The 20,992-nt window shown below is 45.1% G+C and carries 17 protein-coding genes, 1 pseudogene and 1 other annotated feature; of the genes and pseudogenes, 11 read left to right on the top strand and 7 right to left on the bottom strand.

Going from position 1 to position 20,992, the window contains the following annotated elements; genetic code table 11:
- The first annotated feature begins 84 nt into the window (after positions 1-84).
- The 5 genes from ssb to A5883_RS11225 all read left to right on the top strand — a co-directional run bounded on the left by ssb (position 85) and on the right by A5883_RS11225 (position 7,199).
- On the top strand, positions 85-567 hold the full coding sequence (ssb, locus tag A5883_RS11250) for a single-stranded DNA-binding protein (RefSeq protein WP_016610622.1): 483 nt from the start codon (positions 85-87) through the stop codon (positions 565-567).
- Positions 568-860: 293 nt separating this feature from the next.
- Entirely contained in the window at positions 861-1,571 is a 711-nt protein-coding gene (locus A5883_RS11240; protein WP_086338586.1) for a gamma-glutamyl-gamma-aminobutyrate hydrolase family protein, read from the top strand.
- Between the two features lie 28 nt (positions 1,572-1,599).
- The gene (locus A5883_RS11235; RefSeq protein ID WP_086338585.1) at positions 1,600-3,249 is read left to right on the top strand and encodes a peptide ABC transporter substrate-binding protein; all 1,650 of its coding nucleotides are present in this window, start codon (positions 1,600-1,602) and stop codon (positions 3,247-3,249) included.
- 463 nt (positions 3,250-3,712) lie between these two features.
- Positions 3,713-5,467: an ABC transporter ATP-binding protein gene (locus A5883_RS11230; protein WP_086338584.1), complete on the top strand. Its 1,755-nt coding sequence runs from the start codon at positions 3,713-3,715 to the stop codon at positions 5,465-5,467.
- Positions 5,451-7,199 (top strand): ABC transporter ATP-binding protein, encoded by a 1,749-nt coding sequence (locus A5883_RS11225; RefSeq protein ID WP_086338583.1) that lies wholly within the window; start codon positions 5,451-5,453, stop codon positions 7,197-7,199. The genes A5883_RS11230 and A5883_RS11225 overlap by 17 nt, the downstream gene beginning before the upstream one ends.
- 137 nt (positions 7,200-7,336) lie before the next feature.
- Here the strand turns inward: A5883_RS11225 and A5883_RS11220 are convergent, their stop codons facing one another.
- The gene (locus tag A5883_RS11220) at positions 7,337-8,248 is read right to left on the bottom strand and encodes a LysR family transcriptional regulator (protein WP_086338582.1); all 912 of its coding nucleotides are present in this window, start codon (positions 8,246-8,248) and stop codon (positions 7,337-7,339) included.
- 135 nt (positions 8,249-8,383) lie between these two features.
- Positions 8,384-9,223 carry a MetQ/NlpA family ABC transporter substrate-binding protein gene (locus A5883_RS11215; protein WP_086338581.1) on the bottom strand — a complete coding sequence of 280 codons (840 nt, stop codon included), beginning with the start codon at positions 9,221-9,223 and terminating at the stop codon, positions 8,384-8,386.
- 49 nt (positions 9,224-9,272) lie between these two features.
- Positions 9,273-9,504: a binding site (T-box leader), on the bottom strand.
- Between the two features lie 201 nt (positions 9,505-9,705).
- Here A5883_RS11215 and A5883_RS19700 point away from each other — a divergent pair.
- A pseudogene (locus A5883_RS19700) lies at positions 9,706-10,311 on the top strand (short chain dehydrogenase).
- Between the two features lie 81 nt (positions 10,312-10,392).
- On the opposite strand, the gene A5883_RS11200 reads toward A5883_RS19700, so the two are convergent.
- The 4 genes from A5883_RS11200 to A5883_RS11180 all read right to left on the bottom strand — a co-directional run bounded on the left by A5883_RS11200 (position 10,393) and on the right by A5883_RS11180 (position 14,493).
- Positions 10,393-10,977, bottom strand: a complete 585-nt coding sequence (locus tag A5883_RS11200; protein ID WP_005225388.1) for an SOS response-associated peptidase — start codon at positions 10,975-10,977, stop codon at positions 10,393-10,395.
- A 218-nt stretch (positions 10,978-11,195) separates the two neighbouring features.
- Positions 11,196-11,342, bottom strand: a complete 147-nt coding sequence (locus A5883_RS19200) for a hypothetical protein (protein ID WP_005234527.1) — start codon at positions 11,340-11,342, stop codon at positions 11,196-11,198.
- A 466-nt stretch (positions 11,343-11,808) separates the two neighbouring features.
- Positions 11,809-13,413, bottom strand: coding sequence for an amidohydrolase (locus tag A5883_RS11185; protein WP_086338578.1), 1,605 nt, complete (start codon positions 13,411-13,413; stop codon positions 11,809-11,811).
- Positions 13,414-14,493, bottom strand: coding sequence for an ABC transporter substrate-binding protein (locus tag A5883_RS11180; protein ID WP_086338577.1), 1,080 nt, complete (start codon positions 14,491-14,493; stop codon positions 13,414-13,416).
- Positions 14,494-14,760: 267 nt separating this feature from the next.
- Here A5883_RS11180 and A5883_RS11175 point away from each other — a divergent pair, with 267 nt between their 5' ends.
- The 4 genes from A5883_RS11175 to A5883_RS11160 all read left to right on the top strand — a co-directional run bounded on the left by A5883_RS11175 (position 14,761) and on the right by A5883_RS11160 (position 18,029).
- On the top strand, positions 14,761-15,729 hold the full coding sequence (locus A5883_RS11175) for an NADP-dependent oxidoreductase (RefSeq protein ID WP_086338576.1): 969 nt from the start codon (positions 14,761-14,763) through the stop codon (positions 15,727-15,729).
- 14 nt (positions 15,730-15,743) lie between these two features.
- Complete coding sequence (locus A5883_RS11170) at positions 15,744-16,106, top strand: TIGR02328 family protein (RefSeq protein ID WP_010747697.1); 363 nt, start codon at positions 15,744-15,746, stop codon at positions 16,104-16,106.
- A 152-nt stretch (positions 16,107-16,258) separates the two neighbouring features.
- On the top strand, positions 16,259-17,320 hold the full coding sequence (locus tag A5883_RS11165) for an LLM class flavin-dependent oxidoreductase (RefSeq protein ID WP_086338575.1): 1,062 nt from the start codon (positions 16,259-16,261) through the stop codon (positions 17,318-17,320).
- A complete protein-coding gene (locus A5883_RS11160) occupies positions 17,313-18,029 on the top strand; it encodes an NADPH-dependent F420 reductase (protein ID WP_086338574.1) in 717 nt (238 codons plus the stop codon). Before A5883_RS11165 ends, A5883_RS11160 begins: the two co-directional genes overlap by 8 nt.
- A 236-nt stretch (positions 18,030-18,265) precedes the next feature.
- On the opposite strand, the gene A5883_RS11155 is transcribed toward A5883_RS11160, so the two are convergent.
- Positions 18,266-18,718 (bottom strand): DIP1984 family protein, encoded by a 453-nt coding sequence (locus tag A5883_RS11155; RefSeq protein WP_005225396.1) that lies wholly within the window; start codon positions 18,716-18,718, stop codon positions 18,266-18,268.
- Positions 18,719-19,279: 561 nt separating this feature from the next.
- On the opposite strand from A5883_RS11155, the gene A5883_RS11150 reads away from it, so the two are divergent.
- Positions 19,280-20,932, top strand: coding sequence for a peptide ABC transporter substrate-binding protein (locus A5883_RS11150; RefSeq protein ID WP_086338573.1), 1,653 nt, complete (start codon positions 19,280-19,282; stop codon positions 20,930-20,932).
- Positions 20,933-20,992 lie beyond the last annotated feature (60 nt).

Raw genomic sequence — 20,992 nt, 5'->3', positions numbered from 1 at the left:
GCATTTCTTAAGCCATTTAACCTTTGATTGCTTGTTTTTTGGAATATGGTAGAATAGGTCGCATAAGTTTAGATCACTCAAGAAATGAGAGAAAAGCGAGGATGCAGCGTGGCAATGAATAAAGTGGTTCTTACTGGGAAAATCGCAGCGATGCCTAGTAAAGAAGCGTTTGATGCGGCGGACGATCAGGGCGTACGTTTTGATCTTGTCATTGTATCTCAATGGCAAAACAGTGAAGAAGTGCATCATGAATGGTTTGCTTGTGTCGTTCATGGGAAACAGGCAGAGACCTTTTTACGGTATACTCAAAAAGGAGCAAGTATCAAAATCAACGGACACTTGCAAGGCTGTCCGTATGAAACAGCAGAAGGGCAAAGATTTTGTGCGGCAGAAGTCGTGGTGGATACCTTTCAAATTTTAGAGTTAGCAGAAGAACCAGCGGCGCCTTTTCCTAAAAAGCGACCATCGACACTTGATGAACCGACGCAAACAAAGTCGATCCGTAATGAAAAAGATCCCCTAAAAACACAGATGCTGGAGTTTTTAAAAGACAATCGATTATTTTAATGACGAAACATGCGGAAAGCAACGGCTTCTCGCATGTTTTTTTACGTAGAGAAAGCGTTGGTAAAATTCAATTATATCTGACTAGCGGTGTTCTTTATTGCGAATCATAGAGGCGGTTAAATAGAATGGTGATTGTAATAAATGATCGCGAAAGTGAAAATAGTGTTTCACAAAAAGTGTCGATTGGTTTAGAATAGTTGAAACATATCTTGAGGGAAAAAGCGGCGCTTGCCTTGTTCAACTGCTAGATGCCGCTTTTTTCTGAAAAAATCGTTAATCAGGGAGGGATGTCGATGGGCAAACCAATTATAGGGATCGCTGCGAATGAAGTGCAAGATGCTGGCGATGTGCTGCATCATTTGCCGATCGCCTACACACCATTAGGGTATGTGCGAGCGATCCAGCAAGCGGGCGGACTGCCATTGCTCTTGCCAATCAGTGAGCCAGCTGCAGCCAAGGACTATGTTTCACAGATCGATAAACTGGTGTTAGCTGGTGGACAAGATGTTTCACCCAAGTTTTATGGGCAGGAGGCTCATCAGGCAACTGGAAGCGGCTTTTTGGCACGGGATGAGTTTGAACTGGCGCTGATCGATGAAGCGCTGCTGCAAAAGAAACCAATTTTTGCGGTTTGTCGGGGGATGCAGCTGGTCAACGTGGCCTTTGGGGGCACGCTGCAGCAAGACATCAGTACCTTCAGTGAGATCATTCATATGCAGGCGCCGATTCCGAAAGAAGTGCCGACCCATGCCATCGCGACGGCTGAAAAAAGCATGTTGGCTCGTGTATACGGTCAAAAAACAAAGGTCAATTCCTTTCATCATCAAGCGGTGGATCGATTGGCTCGTCCATTGCAAAAGACAGCTTGGAGTCCTGATGGCATCATTGAAGGCATTGAACACGTGGATCAGCGCTTGTTGGCGGTTCAATGGCATCCAGACTTTGCCTATGATGCGCTTTTACAAGAACAAGCGGTTTTCAAGTATGTCGTTGACGTGTTGTAAGAAAGAGGGTCACGCAAGGAGGAGAAAAATGAAAAAGAAAATGATGGGTATCACTGCTTTCACAGTATTGGTTTTAAGTGCCTGCAGTACCACGAGTCCCACGACGGATTCTGGACAGCAAGAGGAGCAAGGAGCTGGAGCTGTTGCGCAAGAGATTCAAGTGTCAACCGCTGGCGCCTTATCGACCCTTGATAGCGGGCAATACACGGATGTCAACAGTTCCGATATGATCGGACAAGTGGCAGAAGGGTTATACCGTCTGGATCAAGAGGGGGATCCTGAGCTTGCGATGGCCGCTGAAGAGCCTACGGTATCAGAAGATGGACTGGTTTATACCTTCACCATTCGTGATGCAAAATGGAGCAATGGCGATCCTGTTACAGCGGATGATTTTGTCTACGCCTTTCAATATGTTGCCAATCCAGAGAACGGTTCTAGCAGCAGCAATCAAATGGATGTGTTGAAAAATGGCAGTCAAGTACGTCAAGGAGACGCTGAGGTCAGTGAGTTAGGTGCCAAAGCATTGGACCAGCAGACGTTAGAGCTGACATTGGCAAGTCCGATCTCGTATTTGGATCAGATTCTGGTCGGGACACCTTTTATGCCAAAAAATCAAGCGTTTGCTGAAGAAAAAGGCGCCGATTATGGGTTATCAGCGGAAAATTTTGTTGGCAACGGCCCATTCTTGATCGAAGGGTGGAACGGGACCAACGAATCATGGACGTTAACGAAAAATCCTGATTATTGGGATGCTGAGAATGTCCAATTGACCAAGATCGACGTGCAAGTAGTGAAGGAAACGGCAACTGGTGTCAGCCTTTTTGAAACAGGAGAACTGGACTACACCACCTTAACGGATACTTACGCGCAGCAATACCAAAACTCAGCTCAAGCCAACTATGTGCCAAAGGCGCTGGTGGGGTATTTAAGTGCCAACCAAAAACGAGAAGTCACAGGCAATGTCAAGGTACGTCAGGCGATTTTACAAGCCATCGACAAAGAGGCATTTGCCGAAAATATCTTAGGCGATGGATCCACTGCATTGAACGGCTTTGTGCCAAGCAACTTTGCCAAAGATCCTGAAACAGACCAAGATTTTCGTGAAGAAAATGGCGATTTACTGCCGTATGATCTAACAGCCGCACAAGCGCTTTGGGCACAAGCCAAAGAAGAGTTGGGACAAGACGAGATCACTTTGGAACTGTTGTCAGCAGATACAGCAGCAGCCAAGAAAACCATCGAATTTATCCAAGGACAGTTAGAAACTAATTTGCCTGGATTAACCATCGATGCCAAGTCGATTCCTTTACAAAACCGCTTGGACTTGCAATCCCAAGGTGAATTTGATCTCGTCTTCGGGACTTGGACACCAGATTATGCGGACCCGATCAACTTCTTAGAATTTTATGATTCGACAGGTGGCTTGAATACCTCTGGGTATGCTAGTGAAAGGTACGACCAAGGGTTACAAGAAGCACGGACGACTTTAGCAAACGACCCAGCTGCCCGTTGGGACTTATTGAAAGAACTTGAAAAGCAATTGATCGTTGAAGATACAGCCGTCTTGCCGTTATATCAAGGGGCGGTAGCGTATTTGAAAACAGATCGTTTGCAAGGGGTGCAAGTGTTTCCTTTTGGACGAACAGTATCCTATCGCCTAGCATCTGTCACAGAATAAACAGGAAGTAAGAAAACAGAGGAACTTTTTTTCAACCAAGTGTGCTGACCAAACAGCATTTGTTGAAGAGAGGGGAATCTGTTTTTTTATTTTGCCAGATTCCTTGCAGCGCTTAGGATAAATCGAGAATTCGTTTTCAAAAAATAGTTGTTAAAAAGCGAGAAATTGAGAAACGCCTTTTTAGAAAAGTCAATCTTTTTGAAAAAAAATTAATAAAAGTTGTTGCATTCTCAGAAACTTATCTGTAAAGTGTTAGGTGTAGTCAGCAAAAATAAAAAGAGAAGGAGGGATTACGATGCAAAAAGTATTTGATAAAAAAACAACCAAATTGAATAAAGTGAATCCCTCATTCGGTAACCATTAGTGTACAGATAATGTCTATAATAACGACGTTTATGCTCTGTCCTTTTTCCGAAGGGACAGAGCTTTTTTGTGTACTTTTTTAGAATGTGAGGGATAAAACATGAAGTATGTATTAAAACAATTAACATCGTATTTTAAAGAACATAAGGTGCGCTATACCTTTGTATTCGTCTTTATGGTGATCGCTAGTGCGATGTATGTCGCACCGATCTATATTCTGCGCTTGTTCATCGATGCGTTGATTCAAGATAATTTTGATTACTCCGTACTGATCCAATATGTGAGCCTCTTCGCGGGAGCTATCTTGTTAGGATATTTGGCGGAATTTGTTTGGACGTTTAATTTATTTATTGGTTCCTACGATCTGCAAAAACAATTACGGGAACAATTGATGAGCCACTTTCTCAAAATGGGGGCGCCGTTTTACCATCGTTTCCGAACAGGTGATTTAATGACTCGTTCCAGTGACGATGTCCAAGTGATGGGGATGACCATTGGGTATGGACTGATGGTTTTCTTAAATACTAGTTTGTATCTAAGTTTTATCGTAGCGATGATGGCTGGGACGGTTTCTTGGCTACTGACCTTGATTGCCCTGATTCCCATGCCACTTTTAGCCTATTACATTTTCAAATGGGGCTCGCAAGTCGATAAGGCGTTTACGGAAGCGCAGAATTCTGTTTCTGAGATGAACAGTGAAGTGCTGGAGATCATTGATGGCATTCGGGTCGTCCGAGCTTATGGACTAGAAGGAGCCACCACGGAACAGTTTCAAAAGAAAACACTGGAAACACGAGCGAAAAACAATATCGTTTCTGAGATCGATTCCCGTTTTGGGCCGCTGATTACCATCATCTTAGCAATCAGTTTTGTGATGAGCTTTGGTGTCGGGGCGTTTCTTGTTGCCAACCAAACGATCACCATCGGTGCGATGGTTTCTTTCCAAGTGTACTTGACAATGGTCGTTTGGCCGATGATCTCAGCAGGAGATCTTGTGAATGTGATGCAGCAAGGTGCCGCATCCTGGCGTCGGATCAATGAAGTGCTGCAGACGGGGGATGAATTAGAAACGCCAGGTGAAGCCGACCTGCAAGCTATCAATACGATCCGTTTTGAAGCATATCATTTCCAATACCCGCAAGCAGCTCGTTATGTGTTAGAAGGACTGGATTTGACGATCACTCGTGGAGAAGTCTTAGGGATCGTTGGGAAGACCGGCAGCGGAAAAACGACGCTGCTAAGACAATTCGGTCACCGCTATCCATACTCTGATCAAGTCCCCTTGATCAACGAGCAGCCGTTGACGGCCTATCAAACAACAGCAGTGCGGAACCACTTTGCAGAAGTACCGCAAGAACATACCTTGTTTTCACGAACGATTCGCGAGAACTTGTTATTCGGACAGCCAGACGCTTCCGAAGAAGTATTGTGGGAAGCACTGGAAGCTGCTTGCTTTAGCGAAGACATCAAGCGGATGCCAGAAGGGCTCGAAACGGTCGTCGGTGAGAAAGGTGTTTCCCTTTCTGGTGGACAAAAACAACGCTTGTCCTTAGCACGGGCGTTTTTACGAAACAGTGAAGTCCTCTTACTGGATGATGCCCTTTCGGCAGTTGATGCCAAAACGGAACAAGCCATCATCACGAATTTGAAAACGATGAAGCAGGCACCGACCTCCATCATCGTGACCCATCGATTGTCCGCCATCACCGAAGCGGATCAAATCATCGTCTTAGAAGACGGACGGATCACACAGCGTGGTACCCATCAGGAGTTGATCGAAACGCCAGGCTGGTACCAAGAGCAGTATTATCATCAACAGTTAAAGGAGGACGATACGAGTGTTCTCAACGATTAAACGTTTGCTCACGTATTTGAGCTATTATAAAAAACAATTTACCGTGGGTGCGATCTTGCTGTTGCTGGCTGCAGCGCTCGAACTGACTTCCCCACTGATTGCCAAGCAGCTGATCGACCGAGTGATGACACCAGCGGTTAACAGTAGCAATTTAGACACGATGCTTTTGATCCAATTGCTCGCTGGGTATTTGCTGGTCAATTTGATTGGTTCCCTCTTTCGTTATATCAGCTTGCTGCAATTGCGAAAAATGTCCAACAGTATCGTCAAAAAAATGCGGGATCAGCTTTTTGACCATATGCACAAATTACCCGTTTCTTACTTTGACCAAATCCCAGCAGGTAAAGTCGTTGCACGAATCACGAATGACACCGAAGTCTTGCGGTCGAATTTCTACGTGATCGTGATCAGTAATTTGTTAAGCAACATCATCCAAATCATTGGTGCGTTTATTGCATTGTTTCTTTTGAACCGCACCTTAGGAGCAGCGATGCTGATTTTGATCCCGATTTTAGGAATCTGGCAGCATTTTTATACCAAATATGCCTCTCGTTACAATTTAGCAATGCGGGAGTACATCTCACAAATCAGTGGGCAGTTGAATGAATTTGTCCAAGGAATGGCGATCATCCAAGCCTTCCAACGAGAAAATCAGTTGCAGAAAGAATTTAATGAAACAGTAGAGAAATGGTTCAAAACTGGACGTAAATACCTCTTGCTCGATTCAAGTATCGCTTGGGGATTAGGCAACTTGTTGCGAAATTCAACGATCTTGATTTTGATCACGACCTTGGCCGCCTTTTTCCTTGATGGCCGCTTGGCGATCTCAGCAGGCTTGCTGTATGCCTTTATTGATTACATCAACCGCCTGTATGATCCCATCGAAGGGCTTGTCCAAACCATCACCAATGTGCAGCAATCATTAGCTGCTGGACAGCGGGTCTTTGAGTTTGCTGATCAGCCGGTTGAAAAACAACAAAGTGAGCAGCTGACTGTCACGAATGGCGATGTTTCTTTCCAACAAGTGACCTTTGGCTACGACCCTAAGCAAGCGATCTTGCACGATATCAACTTTGACGTTGCCGCAGGAGAGACCATTGCTTTAGTTGGTCATACTGGTTCTGGAAAATCGAGTATTTTGAACCTGTTGTTCCGTTTTTATGATCCGCAGCAGGGAAAAATCGTTGTGGATGGACAAGTGATCGCTGATTATGATCGTCATAGTTTAAGAGATTCAATGGCGATCGTCATGCAAGATCCCTATCTATTTACTGGAACGATCGCCAGCAACATCGGAATGAATGATCCAACGATCACCGAAGCGATGATTATCGATGCCTTGAAACAAGTCGGCGCTGACTACCTTTTGAGCCGCTACGAAAAAGGCATCCATCATCCAGTCGTTGAAAAAGGCAATGAGTTTTCTAGTGGAGAACGCCAGCTGATCAGTTTCGCCCGTGCGCTGGTGTTTGATCCAAAAATCTTGATTCTGGATGAAGCGACGAGCCATGTGGACACTGAAACAGAGTCCATCATTCAAAAGGCGATGACCGTCTTGCAAAAAGGACGGACGACCTTCATGATCGCTCACCGTTTGTCAACGATCAAACAAGCCGATCAAATCTTGGTCCTAGACCAAGGGAAGATCGTGGAACGGGGAACCCATGCGAGTCTTGTCCAAGGGCAAGGAATCTATCAGCAAATGTATCAAATGCAGGCAGAGCAGCTGTAATCAGAGGTGATTGCCGACAACAGTAACCGTAAAAGAAAATCCTTGAGCCTCCTGCATGGGAAGTGGCTCAAGGATTTTTTATATAATGCGAAGGTGCAGCCAATCATCTATGGGGAGTAGGAAGAGGAGGCCTTCGCTTATATATCAGTAGGAAAAGCGGCAAGGTGTTGTCGTAATTTTGTTAAGAAACGCTCGCCGATCACTGATAATGGGCGAGCGTTCTTTTTAATGAGGATGATCTCACCCTCGGACGCGTCGATCAAAGGAAGAAAAGCCAAGCCTTGGCGTTCTGGTTGGGCAACGATCCCCGAGCCGGTTCCATAAAGATCCGTCTGCTGTAATAGCTGGACCATTGTGCCTCGATCGCTGACATGCACCACTTGGGGGCTTTGAGCAAAGTCGATCAAATCCTCGGAAAAGAACGAATAGCGCTCATCTTCTTGCAAAAAGCGTACTTGCGGATAAGGGGCGAGATCCTTTAAGGAAAGCCGCGTTTTTTCTGTCAAGGGATGAGTCCCTCGTAAAAAGACATGGGGGCGAAACCGTCCCAACGCCTCGAAGGACAATTGGGCGCCTTGTAACAGTCGTTCCAATCCTGCTTGGTTTTGCTCATTCAAATAAAGAACCCCAAATTCACTTCGATATTGCTGCACGTCCGTGATTACCTTTAAGGTCGTGGTTTCTAATAGGCGAAACTGGCGACAGTCGGGAAATTCCTGCAGCAGCTCACTGAAAATTCCAGCCGTGAAATCATAGTGCTGGCTTGCGATGGCGAAGGTTTGACTCGCTGCTTGCTTGCTGGAAAAACGCGTTTGCAGCTGCGCCACTTGACTCAAGATCGGCTGGGCATGGTCTAGAAATTCCGAGCCTTCGGCAGTCAAGCGGGCACCTTGATTCGTACGCTCGAAAAGCTGGACCTCCAATTCTGCTTCCAACTCTTTCACGGCTTGGGAAAGACTTGGCTGTGAGAGATACAGCCGTTTGGCTGCTTCACGAAAACTTCCATGGTCAGCGATCGCTTGCACGATCCGCATTTGTTGAATATTCAATTTTTGACCTCCTTTACAAAGATTCAGACGGAAAAAGGGTCCACCAATCAATAGTAGTCAGTTCTTTTCCTTCTATAATAGAAGCTTCTTAAAAAATAAGACGACAGTTGCTACTTATTGCTACTTGTGAAGCGGTTATTGCAATTCTTCAGGAATAAACCAATAGCCCGTTTGATTCTCTTCTGCCAGCAGTTCTTTAAAGGCTTTGGAACGATAAGCTGCCACCACTGCCTGTGCCCAATCACTGTCTTGGTTGGCTTCTTTGACCGTTGCCACCAGTTCATACTCTTGCAAAATGTCTTCACTTAATAAGCTTTCCTCTGCAGCAATTCCAGCACTATAAACGATGCTGCCGGGAATCACCGCATAGTCTAAGTCTGCTAAGCTGCGGGGGATTTGCGCAGAATCCATCTCGACGATATCCAGGTTATAAGGATTGTCAGTAATGGTTCTTAACGTCGCGTCAATGGGCGCCACTTCGGGGTCAAGTTCGACCCATCCAGCTTTTTGCAGCAGCAACAGGGCACGGGCGCTATTTGACGGATCATTGGGAATCCCGATGGTATCGTTTGCTTCAATCGCTGCTAAATTGTCCTTTCTGCCAGGATACAAGCCAGCTGGAACAGTAGGGATCGGTGTGATACCCACCAAATCGGCACCCGTGTTTTCATTAAAGTTCTCTAAATAGGCGGTATGCTGATCGACGTTTAAGTCGATTTCGCCATCGTTCAGTGCAATGTCTGCTTCCAATACCCCAGTAAAGCCAATATCAGTCACGGTATAGCCTGCTTCTTCTAAAATCGGTTTGATTCCCTGAAGAAACAGTTCGCTGTAAGGTCCTGGTGTCGTACCAACTCTGATTTCTGTCTGCTGCTCTTCGGCATTTCCGGTCACTTCTTCTTGGTTGCCGCAGCCAGAAAATAAGACCAAGGACAACAGACCAATGCCCATACCTAATCGAATCCTTCGTTTCATACCTCTTCCTCCTTTTTTATAAAAAAAACCTTCCCAAAGACAATTCTTTGGGAAGGACGATCATTTCGCGGTACCACCTTCATTTGTTTTTTGCTGAAACAAAAAACCTCAGTCAGTTCATCAAATAAACTGCATTGCGCTATCGGGCTTTCTCCGTCGGGGATTGTTCGTCCACGAATGCTCAAAGGTCATCTTCGGATCGTCTTCCTTACTCGTTTCCACCAGTTCCGAGCTCTCTTGAAAGAAAGGGGGGATCGTACTCTTCTTCTCACTGCATGTGTATGAAATTAGTAGTATCTTAGAACAAGATGAGAAAGTTGTCAATTGCTTTCGTGATAGGTGATTCCAATCACTACGCAGGTAGTAGGGGAACAAATGGGGAAGGGTAAGAATAGATCAATAAGGCAGGAAAAGCAGATGAATGGTCGAAATCGCTTGGTTGGGTTAGAATCGAAGCACAAAACAAAAAAAGAGGCGAGGAAATGAAATTACTTTTGATTGGACATACCGGCACACTTGGGCAGCTTTTAGTTGAAGGCTTTCAGCAGCTACCAGAGGTGGAGCTGATCACAGCTAGCCGTAGCAGCGGCGATCATCAAGTCGAAATTGCGGATGCAGACAGTGTCAGCCAGCTATTTGCAGCTACTGGGAAAGTGGATGCCATTGTTTCCTCTGCGGGAAGTACAGTGTTTAAATCCTTTGAGGAATTGACGCCAGCAGATATTCAACAATCAGTGGCTTAGAAGCTGCAAGGACAAGTCAACCTTGCGTTGATTGGCCAGCATTTTCTCAATGAAGGCGGCAGTATCACACTGACTTCTGGAATTATCAAAGACGAATTTATCCCAATGGGCACGCCTTCAGCACTGGTCAACGGCGGTTTGGAAGCCTTCGTGGCATCGGCAGCTTTTGAGATCGGTCATGGGATACGAATCAATTCAGTCAGTCCCAATGCGCTTGTGGGCTCTTGGGAAACCTTCGCCGATTCTTTCAAAGGCTTTATTCCCGTTGGTGACGCACCCGTTTTTGCAGCGTATCAAAAAGCAGTCTTTGGGATCATGACTGGCAAAACCTTCACCGTTTATTAAGAAAAAGCAGAAGTAGAAAAAACCGCCAAATCAAAGCTGACTTGGCGGTTTTTGTTCTGCTGAAAAAGAAGCAGCAAGCAGTTAAGAAGAGAGCAATTGAGTTTTCAGCTTGGGCATTTCTGCTTTGAGTTGTTGGCGAGCAAAAGCCAAGTCATTGATCCAAGAAGCAATCGCTTCTTTTTCTAAGAACAGAGGCATTCGATCATGGACTGGTTCAACAGAATCGTTCGCGGCAGTCGTTAGAATGATTGATTCGGTTTCGATTTGATCCTCTTTTTGAAGGATGCGATAAAAACCAGCGGCATAAATCACGTGATCTTGCGAAAAGAGAAACTTTTCCTTTTCATGATTCCATTCATAGAAACCAGACATCGGAAAGACACAGCGATGCTCTTGGAAAGGTTTGCGAAAAGTCGGTTTTTCTTCAACGGTCTCAGAACGGGCATTGATCATCAAATGCCCTTTTTTAAAGCCGGTAAAGCCCCATCTTGTCACACCAGCTACAACTTGTTGTTGTTGATTTGCACCGATGGTTACGACATGATTGGAAGGGAAAACATCATTGACAGCGACAGTCTGTTGGCGCTTGCGGGCTTTCGCCGCGGCTTCTTGATAATATTCTGACAATTCGCCAGTTGTTGGGTCAAATAAGTATCGGCCGCACATGGACGGGTCACTCCTTTTTTTGGATTGGCTGGTGCCTTTGTTTCAGTATAAAGACTCAAGGCGTCAAAACCAACTAACTTGCTTCACTTCTCGATTCAACAAGAAAAGGATCTTGAACATATGTAAAAAGTCAGGAGTATCGCTTGATTTTCTGGAAATCAGATAACAAAAAAAGGCAGTCACCTACTGAGGTTGACAGCCTTTTTTATTCTAGTTGGTTAGCCAATTTTTTTAACTCTCCCGCCGATTTTATTTGCGAAACGTTCAGCATCTTCTCTGCAAGTATAGGTCAATGCAATTGTTTTGTCCCGTGTTCTTTTTCCTTCGGCGGTTAGATAACCATGAAAGATTTTAATCGCATACAATAGATAAACACCTCCTTATCCTTGGTAATAATAACAAATTTACCGCTTACATTCAAGGGATATAGTAAAAGTTTATTTTTTGTTAGTTATTTTATTAAGAATTTATTCAAAGGTTTAAGAAACGATTGAAGGAGAAAGTAAGGGGTGATGGAATAGACCAATGATTGCTGTTAAAAGGAAAAAGCTCCAAGGAAAAAGAGGCATGTTTCTGAATTTCCATCAAATAAAGAAACTGGCAACCGCTTAAATTATTCTTTTGCTGCGCCAATCGAATAGACCAATCCACGGGAATCAAAATGGCCGAAAGAAAACCTATGATAAAGCATAGCTGCCAAGCAGGGAATCCATCGTAAGGGATAGGGGCAAGTAAGAAAAGGGAGAGTGGTCCAAACTAAGCACCTGTTTCTGTATTTTTTGATCAAAGAAAAACACCAGACCTTGTACTTTCACAAGATCTGGTGTTTCATCAGTTACCCCGATAAACAAATCGCCCATCAAATACCGTCGCTTCAACAGTCGTTTGAAGCAATTCTTCGGCAGTCAAAGGCAAGATGTTTTGGGACAAAATACAAAGATCGGCTAAACAGCCAACTTCTAATCGCCCGATATCTTGCCGACTCAATGCTTTAGCGGCGCCTGTGGTGTGGGCATAGAGGGCATCGGCGATGGTGATTTTTTCTTGTGGCATCAATCCGCCTGCTGGCTGGCCGTTTTTCTCTTGCCGAGCAACCGCATAATACAGCGAGTCTAAAGGGGTTACGTCGATCACGACTGGCGTATCAGTCCCAAAAGCCAAGGTTGCGCCTTGCTCTAGAAAGGACTGAAAAGGAAACATTTGACTGGCACGCTGAGGTCCTACTTCTTCATCGAGGGTCTCATAACCGACTAATAAATGGCTAGGCTGTACGGAGAGTACCAGTTGTTCTTGGCGAACTAGTGGCAGATCAGCGGCATCCATCACTTCCAAGTGTTCCAAGGTGTTGGCTTTGCCTTTAGAAAGCGGGTGAGCAGCAGCACTTTCTTGATAAAAGAGGAGTGCTTGTCGAATCGCTTCATCACCGATGGTATGGATGCGCATCGGCCAGTCTTGCTGGTTGGCTTGTAAAATAAAGCGGCGCATCCGTTGAACATCGATCAAGGGCATCCCGACATCACCAGCAAAATACGGTGTTTCATATTCCTCTTTTAAAAAAGCCGTGTGCGTACTCGTCACGCCATCAAAAAATTGTTTGACGCCGCCCATTTGTACTTTTTCGGAGCGATAAGTACGGTAAGTTTCTTTCAGTTGCGTGATGTCTTCTCGCATGGCTGGATAAAAGACAGCGCGCAAGGTCGCTTCTGCTTCTGTTTGACGATAAAGAGTGGGGTAAACCAAATCGTCCCAGCTTTCTCCTGTCAAGGCAACATCACCGATCGTCGTAATGCCGTATTGATTGAGCTGCTTCATATAGGTCAGAAAGGCAGCAGGGCTTTGTGCTTGGAATGACTGTAAGACCTTTGCTAAATAATGAATGGCGATCGCTTCTAAAAAGCAGCCGCTTAATTGTCCGCTGTTTTCGTCAAGCAGTGCCTCCCCGCTGATCCCTGCTGGTAAGTTCTCAGGTGTGATCCCTAAAGCAGCGATCCCTTGGCTATTCAACCAAATACTGTGGGCATCACCTGAAATCAGCATGACAGGCGTGTCGGCACAATAGTTGTCGATCGAATCTTTCGTCGGGTAGACTTGCTGACCGAAATCACTGCTGAACCAGCCGATGCCGATTTTCCATCCATGGGTGATGGGCAAGGCGGGCACTTGCTGGGCAACGGCTTCTTCTGTCACTCCCGTAAGATGGGTCAGTGCCCCTTGATGGAGTAATGCGGAAAGATAAAAATGAACATGAGCATCAATAAAGCCTGGGATGATCATTTGTTCTTTGAGATCAATGACCTGGGTGTCTTCAGCAAGTGTTGGCAGCGCTGAAAGAGGACCCACAGCCGTGATTTTCTGGTCTTCTATCAGGAGAAAGCCCGCAAAAGTCGTTTTCGTTTTGGTATCAAAGATGTGTTCAGATTTTAGTAATAGTGACAATTATAATCCCAACTTCCATTCAAGGAAAAGATCGTTGTAAAGCTCAACCGCTTCTTTTCCTAAGTATTCATAATGTTCCATTTGTTCCATTGCACTTGGCTCAGGGTAGAAAGCCTTGTCAGCAGTCAGTTCTGCTGGCAGCATGGCTTTGGCCGTTTCACTCGGCGTGGCGTAGCCCACGTATTCGGCATTTTGTGCGGCATTTTCTGGTCGCAGCATAAAATTGATGAAGGCGTAGGCTCCCTCAAGATTGCCAACGGTTTTCGGGATCGCAAAATTGTCTGTCCAAATCGCACCGCCATCATTGGGAACGATATAGGTGACGGCAGGATTTTCCGCCATCACATAAGCGGCATCGCCCGAATACCCGATTCCTAAAGGGGCATCGTTGTTGATCATCAAGGTTTTGATCTCGTCGGTCAAAACTGCTTTGACGTTGGGACGGATACTTTCCAGCTTCTTCAAGGCTTTGGTGACCTTGGTCGGGTCTTTTTCATTTTGGGAAAGACCGAGCGTCTGTAACGCGATTCCTAAGGTTTCGCGAGCACCATCCACCATCAATACATCATTTTTAAATGCAGGGTCCCATAAGTCACTCCAGCCATGGATCGAAGAAATATCAACTTCTTCAGTATTTGCCATGATTCCGATCGTGCCCCAAAAATAAGGGATCGAGTAGGTATTGTCAGGATCAAAGGCTTGATCCATCAAAAAAGGCGACAGATCTTCCGTTCCCGTCAATTTCTGATGGTCTAAAGGCACTAACAGTCCTTCTTCGATCATTTTCGGAATGATCGATTCGCTAGGGAAAACCAAATCATAGCGCGAGCCGCCTTGTTTGATTTTGGTTTCCATCGCTTCGTTGGAGTCAAATGTATTATAAATCACTGAGTAACCAGTCTCAGTTTCGAATGTTTTGATCAATTCGGGGTCAATATATTCGCCCCAATTGTAAATAATCACTGTATTTTTGTCGGACGACGTTGCTGCCCCCGATTCTTTCGTTAACACCGAAGCACCTAAAAACAGCAACGCGGTGATGCCGATCACACCGCCAAAAAATACCCACAACCTTTTCAATTCATCAATTCCTTCTTTCTCTACAATTTCGTATTTCTTGAGTAGCGTAATTGATTTTTAAAGAAAAGGCAATAAAAAAATGAAGAAAAAATAAACCCGTTTCTTTCAAGGCTTTGAAGGAGGAACGGCCAGGTGGCTGGGGCAGTTTCCAAACATATCATTTGTCAAATTCCCTCCTTTTGCCTAAGCTAGGGAAGTGAGAAATCAAGGGATGGAAAAACAGGAACCTCTCTTTGATGAAGAATGAATGTAAGGAGTGAAGCATCAATGGAAACACGTGCTGTCGTTATTGAAGCCTATGGTGGAAAAGACCAATTAAAAGAAGCAACGGTCCAATTACCAGAATTAAAAGCAAATCAATTATTAGTCAAAGTTGCCGCAACGTCCATCAACCCGATCGATTGGAAATTAAGAGAAGGCTATTTAAAACAAATGTTTCCGTGGGACTTCGCAATTATTTTAGGTTGGGATGTCGCAGGGGATATCGTAGAAATAGGTGCTGACGTGACAGAATTCAAAGTTGGTGATGCGATCTATGCCCGCCCTGAAACGACTCGTTTTGGGACGTATGCTGATTACGCCATCGTGGATGCTGAGTTAGCAGCGATCAAACCAGAAAACCAAAACTACGCAGAAGCAGCTGCAGTGCCATTAGCTGGTTTGACTGCTTACCAAGCGTTGTTTGAACACGGTCGTTTAAAAGAAGGGGAAAAAGTCTTGATCCATGCCGGAGCAGGCGGAGTTGGTACCTATGCGATCCAACTAGCAAAAGCAGCTGGCGCTTACGTCATCACGACGGCTAGTCCTCGTAACCATGAGTTATTGCAAAAACTTGGTGCCGATGAGATCATCGATTACCATACGACAGATTTTGAAGAAGTCTTGCAAGACATCGATTTGGTCTTTGATACGATGGGGGGCGACACCCAGAAGAAAAGTTTCACTGTCTTAAAACCTAAGGGCCGTCTGATCTCGATTTTGAGTATTGAAGACGAAGACTTGGCAAAAGAAAAAGACATCTTCGCCAAAGCAATTTGGTTACGAACCAATGGCAAACAATTGGCAGAATTGACAGAGCTGATCGAAGCAGAAAAAGTCAACAGTATCATCGGTGCAACCTTCCCATTGACAGCACAAGGAATTTACGATGCCCACGCATTGAGTGAGACACACCATGCAGTCGGCAAGATCGTTATTGAAAACCAAGACAATTTCATCAGCCAAGACGCAGAATAAAGGAGGCTGAACCGATGCGCTTATGGCATGAAGCGCTGATACCTGCTTTGCCTCGGCAGCAGCTGTTAGGCCAGCATCGTGAAGCAGCAGCCTTGCGGGGGCTAGGCTGGGGTAAAAAGCACGCAACCGTCGATTACGTTTTTACCCATCCGCCCTATAAATTGTTTCAATACCATCAGTTAGTGCTGGATGAAATGACCTATCGAGGCTATCGGCCAGCACCTGAATGGTACGATCCAGCGTATCGTGGCAAAAATCTGCCGCTGGAACCCTCCGTTCAAGCTGTTCCTTTGACTACGCCGATCTATCCAGAACATGATGAAGCATACTTGGAAGAATGCTTAGTGAATCTCCATAGTAAAGGGATCTATCTTTAAAGACCAAACACTTTCCTGAATTTTTGTTCGGGAAAGTGTTTTTTTGCTTTAAAATCGGCAACTTACAAAAAGTAAGCATATTGTTCGCAACTTTTTTTGTTCCTTGTTATAGTGAGAACAGAGAATCAGTAATGAGAAATGAGGAAAAGAAAATGACCATCAATCACAGAAATCTTGAATTTGGGTTAGATACGTTTGGCGATCTAGCCTTTGATGATACAACGAAAGAACGGATCAGTTATAGCGAATCGTTGCGCAATATCGTGGCAGAAGGAAAATTAGCCGATGAAGTCGGCATCGATGTCATTGCCTTAGGGGAGCACCATCGGGAAGAGTATTCGATTTCAAGTCCTGATACGGTACTAGCGGCTTTAGCGATGGTTACCAAAACCATCAAATTAGGTACCGGTGTAACTGTCTTGAGTTCGGATGATCCCGTGCGGGTCTACGAACGGTTTGCGACCGTTGACGCGTTGTCGAACGGTCGTGCACAAATCATGCTGGGACGAGGATCTTTTACTGAATCATTCCCTCTATTCGGCTATGACTTGCAAGATTATGAAGAACTATTTGAAGAAAAAACAGAGATGTTCAGTGAATTGAGAAAAGGCAAACCATTAACCTGGGAAGGCAAGTTCACGCAATCCTTAAAAAATGCCGACGTTTTTCCAAAAATCGAGGGGCATCAATTAGATACCTATGTGGGTGTCGGTGGAACCCCTGAATCGATCATTCGTGCCGTCCGTTATGGGTTTCCCGTTATGTTAGCGATCATCGGTGGCGAACCTGCTCGTTTTGCGCCCTATGTTGATCTGTATAAAAAGGCAGCGCAGCAATTGGGGCAACCGATTCTGCCAATCGGCATGCACTCCCATGGTGTGATCGCCGACACCGACGAAGAAGCCTATGAAATCGGCTGGAACTACATCAAAAAGAGCATGGACAAAATCGGTCTTGATCGCGGCTGGCCAGCCATGAGCAAAGAGCGCTTTGACTTTGAAGTCGAACATGGATCTTACTATGTAGGCAGTCCAGAAACCGTGGCGCAAAAAATCGCCCGTATGATGCCGCAAGTCGGTGTAGAACGCTTTGATCTGGTTTACGGTACTGGCGGACAGCTGCAAAAAGACCGTTTCAAAACGATTGAATTGTATGGAACCAAAGTGATTCCACGGGTGAAAGAATTGTTGGCAGCAGGTGATGGCAATGCCTAAAACCATCGGTATTTTAGGCGCAGGCAAGTTAGGCTTAGCGCTCGCAAATCTTGGTGCCCAGGCGGGCTATCGGGTCTTGATCGCTAGTACGAAGCCAGCAGAAAAAATCGCCTTGTCCATTTCTGTGTTGGCTCCGGGAGCGATCGCAAAAAATGCCGCTGAAGTGATGACAGAAGCCCAAACGATCCTTTTGGCAATCCCATTGAGTAAGTACCAACAGCTGCCAGCAGAAGCTTTGGCTGGCAAGCTAGTGATCGATGCCATGAATTATTGGTGGGAAGTCGATGGCAAAGAAACAGAATACTCATCCATCGAGCAGACTTCTTCGGAACGTGTGCAACGCTATTTTTCCCAAAGTAAAGTAGTCAAAGGATTCAATCATATGGGGTACCACGATATCCAAGAGGAATCTTTGCTGACGAGAACGGCTGCTCAAGGAACTGCCAAAAAAGCCATCGCCATTGCTGGTGATGACCAAACCGCCCTTGATCAGACAGCAGAAATCGTTGCTGCCTTCAGCTTTGATCCCTTTCCTATCGGTGCTTTAGCTAATGGCATCATGTTAGAACCCGGCAGTCCTTTCTTTGGTGCCAATCAAACCAAAGAGGGATTGACGGCATTGATGAAGGCGTTTTGGAGCAGTGAGAAAGGGCAAGCATTTCTGGCGCGACCTTCCGCTGTGCGTAAAAAGGAACAGGCTCCGCAGTAAAAGAGCCGCCTCAAAGTACGGCTGGATACGATAAAAACAACCCTCTTCTCAAAAAAAGAAGAGGGTTTTTCCCATCCAGTCAAATCAGCACGTGGTCGCTAAAAAATACAATGTGATTGTTACGATTGTGATTCGTAAGCAGTGGTTGTTACGTTTACGTCTCTGCCAGACGATCTATAGTGTACATATCAGCCTGTACCTGCTTTGTGCTCGCCTTTGACACCCACCCATGTTTGTTAAAGATCGACTAGCCAGTTGGTTTGTTGGATCTTTCCATCTAATTCTCGCAGCTGTTTGGCGGTCGCATTCAATTGCTCCGTTAGCGTTTTTGTATCGATCGTGCGCACCAGTCGAATTTCGTTGCGACCCATTCGGGGAGCTGCTTTGGTTTCATCCAGTGCTTGCGTAAGCAGTGCATGCTTGCGGCGCAGCTGTTCTCGCTGTTCTAGTGCTTCCATCAACAATAACGCACTATCTGCTAAAGAGGCAGTCGCATTTTTCCGATTGATGGCTACGACTAATTCTGAATACTGTTGATTGATCTCATCGTATTCCTTGAACAATTCTGTGATACTGCGATCCAAGGTATCGCCTTCTTGGACTAACACACTGCTAGAGATTTCGTTGCGCAATTGAAACAGACGATTGTTCAAATCTCGTCTTAAAAGTAACGCTTCTGCTAATTTCATTTTGGCACACTCCTTTTTACAAATCAGAAGGCTTATCTAGTTCTTATCCTAGAGAAGAACGTGACGAAAGGCAAGCAAGACGCAAAACAAGCTCTGATAGAAAAATCATAAAAAACTGAATATTCGCAATTCTTGTTGACTTCCAAAAACACCAATAGTATACTTTAAAACAATCATGAAATAGACAAAAAAACGTCATTTACCTGTTTTTTAGATAAAAAGAAAGACGATGAAGAGAAGAGTAGCTTTGGAATCTGTTAGAAGAGAACCCGGATGGTGAGAAAGGGCAGCAGAAAAAAAGTGAAGATGAGCTCTGAGTGATCTGATTTGTTCACGCAAATCAGACGGAAAGCAGCCGTTACCGTGCCAAGTATCTTAGCGTACTGTTGAGGTGCCATTTGTGAGAATGGTGCGAAAAAGGGTGGTAACACGAAAATCTCGTCCCTTTGTTTGTCAAAGTTGATAAGCAAAGGGATGAGGTTTTTTCTTTTTATCGTTGAATGCGTTTTTTGCTGTCATGAAAAACACTTGCGTTGGTTTCGCAATCACATAGGAGGAAGAATGAAAATGATCTGGAAGAAGCGTTTATTGGTTGCAGCAGGAGTGATTGGGTTGACCCTTTCTGGCTGCACGACAACAGGAAATACTGAGGGATCAGAGGCTGAAACTAACGGAGCGCCGAATCAAGCGATCGCGGTGAGTCTACCAGCTGAGCTGACGACTCTCGATACGACCCAAACGACGGATAAAGCAACGTTTACCATCGTACAACATTTATTCGAAGGGCTCTACCGTTTCGATGAAAACAGCGAACCAGTTCCAGGCTTGGCAGAAGGAGTCGAAATCAGTGAAGATGGCAAAACCTATACCTTTACTTTGCGAGACGATGCGAAATGGAGCAATGGCGAAGCGATCACTTCGGCTGACTTTGCTTATGCGTGGAAAAAGTTAGTTGATCCAGCAACGATGGGACCAAATGCCTATTTGTTGGATAATGTAGTCAATAGTAAAGACATTCGTGAAGGCAATGCAGACGTAGAAACGATTGGTCTGGAAACCCCAGATGACGCGACCTTTATCGTACAGTTGGAGCAGCCGCAGCCTTCGTTTTTATCCTTGATTTCCATCGGCTGGTTGGCACCGCAAAATCAAGCCTTTGTTGAAGAAAAAGGCGAGACCTATGCCCGGACAAGTGAAGATTTGTTGTATTCTGGTCCCTTTACTTTAACCGATTGGCAACAGACTGGAGATGAGTGGACGCTAGTGAAAAACGACCAATACTACGATGCTGATGTCGTTCAATTGGAGGAGATCAAGGGCTCCACCATCAAAGAAGAAAATACGGGGATCCAATTGTTTGAAAGCGGCGACCTTGATTTGCAAAAAATCAGCGGGATCTACGTCCAACAATACGGGGACAATGAAGAACTAGTTACGCAAAACGATGTGGCGAACTTTTTCTTAGACTTCAATAAAACCGCCAACGATGCCTTAGCAAATGTTCATGTGCGTAAAGCGATCGCGTTGGCGATCGACAAAGAAAGTCTCGTGGATAATGTGTTGAACGATGGAGCGAAAGTTTTAAATGGATTGATCCCTACCGGCTTAGCTGCGAATCCAAATACTGGCGAAGATTTTCGAGCATATAGCGGTGATTATAATCTGTATGAGTTAGAGGCTGCCAAGGAAGAGTGGGAAAAAGCCCAAGCGGAAATTGGCGAAAGTACGACGCTGCGTTTATTAGTGACAGATGATGACAATGGTCAAAAAATCGGGGAGTACTTGCAAAGCCAACTGCAAGAAAACTTGCCAGGTTTGTCGATCTCCATCAACAAACAGCCACGTGCCAGCTTGAATCAATCAAGAGCAAATAGTGATTATGAGCTTTCCGTTTCTGGCTGGATCGCTGGAAGCAGTGACATGGATATGTTCTTTATCTTATACAAAAACGGCGCTTCCTTTAACTACGGCGGCTATGTCAACGAAGAATATACGGCATTGACGGAAGATGCTCGCACCGTTCATGCCAATGACCCCGATCAATATTTTGAAGATTACAAAGCGGCAGAAGAAATTTTGTTGGAACAAGATGCTGCGCAAGTCCCTCTATACCAAAGTGCTTCAAATTATCTGATCAAATCAAATGTAAAAGACATCCAATTCCCAGCCTATGGCGCGCATTTCTTTTTCCGCACCGCCTATGTCAGTGAATAAGGAGAAAAATAGCTGAATGAAGAGCGCATGTTTATTCGATGAACATGCGCTTTTTGCAAC

The sequence above is a fragment of the Enterococcus sp. 5B3_DIV0040 genome, assembly GCF_002140755.1.
Lineage (GTDB): Bacteria > Bacillota > Bacilli > Lactobacillales > Enterococcaceae > Enterococcus_D > Enterococcus_D casseliflavus.
This window is presented reverse-complemented; position numbering and strand designations above follow the sequence as displayed.

Excerpts from the sequence above, each read along its gene's own strand:
- A5883_RS11235 (WP_086338585.1), top strand. The coding sequence starts at position 1,600 with ATGAAAAAGAAAATGATGGGTATCACTGCTTTCACAGTATTGGTTTTA.
- A5883_RS11155 (WP_005225396.1), bottom strand. The coding sequence starts at position 18,718 with ATGAAATTAGCAGAAGCGTTACTTTTAAGACGAGATTTGAACAATCGT.
- A5883_RS11240 (WP_086338586.1), top strand. The coding sequence starts at position 861 with ATGGGCAAACCAATTATAGGGATCGCTGCGAATGAAGTGCAAGATGCT.
- A5883_RS11150 (WP_086338573.1), top strand. The coding sequence starts at position 19,280 with ATGAAAATGATCTGGAAGAAGCGTTTATTGGTTGCAGCAGGAGTGATT.
- ssb (WP_016610622.1), top strand. The coding sequence starts at position 85 with ATGAGAGAAAAGCGAGGATGCAGCGTGGCAATGAATAAAGTGGTTCTT.
- A5883_RS11230 (WP_086338584.1), top strand. The coding sequence starts at position 3,713 with ATGAAGTATGTATTAAAACAATTAACATCGTATTTTAAAGAACATAAG.
- A5883_RS11215 (WP_086338581.1), bottom strand. The coding sequence starts at position 9,223 with ATGAAACGAAGGATTCGATTAGGTATGGGCATTGGTCTGTTGTCCTTG.
- A5883_RS11175 (WP_086338576.1), top strand. The coding sequence starts at position 14,761 with ATGGAAACACGTGCTGTCGTTATTGAAGCCTATGGTGGAAAAGACCAA.
- A5883_RS11160 (WP_086338574.1), top strand. The coding sequence starts at position 17,313 with ATGCCTAAAACCATCGGTATTTTAGGCGCAGGCAAGTTAGGCTTAGCG.
- A5883_RS11200 (WP_005225388.1), bottom strand. The coding sequence starts at position 10,977 with ATGTGCGGCCGATACTTATTTGACCCAACAACTGGCGAATTGTCAGAA.
- A5883_RS11165 (WP_086338575.1), top strand. The coding sequence starts at position 16,259 with ATGACCATCAATCACAGAAATCTTGAATTTGGGTTAGATACGTTTGGC.
- A5883_RS11170 (WP_010747697.1), top strand. The coding sequence starts at position 15,744 with ATGCGCTTATGGCATGAAGCGCTGATACCTGCTTTGCCTCGGCAGCAG.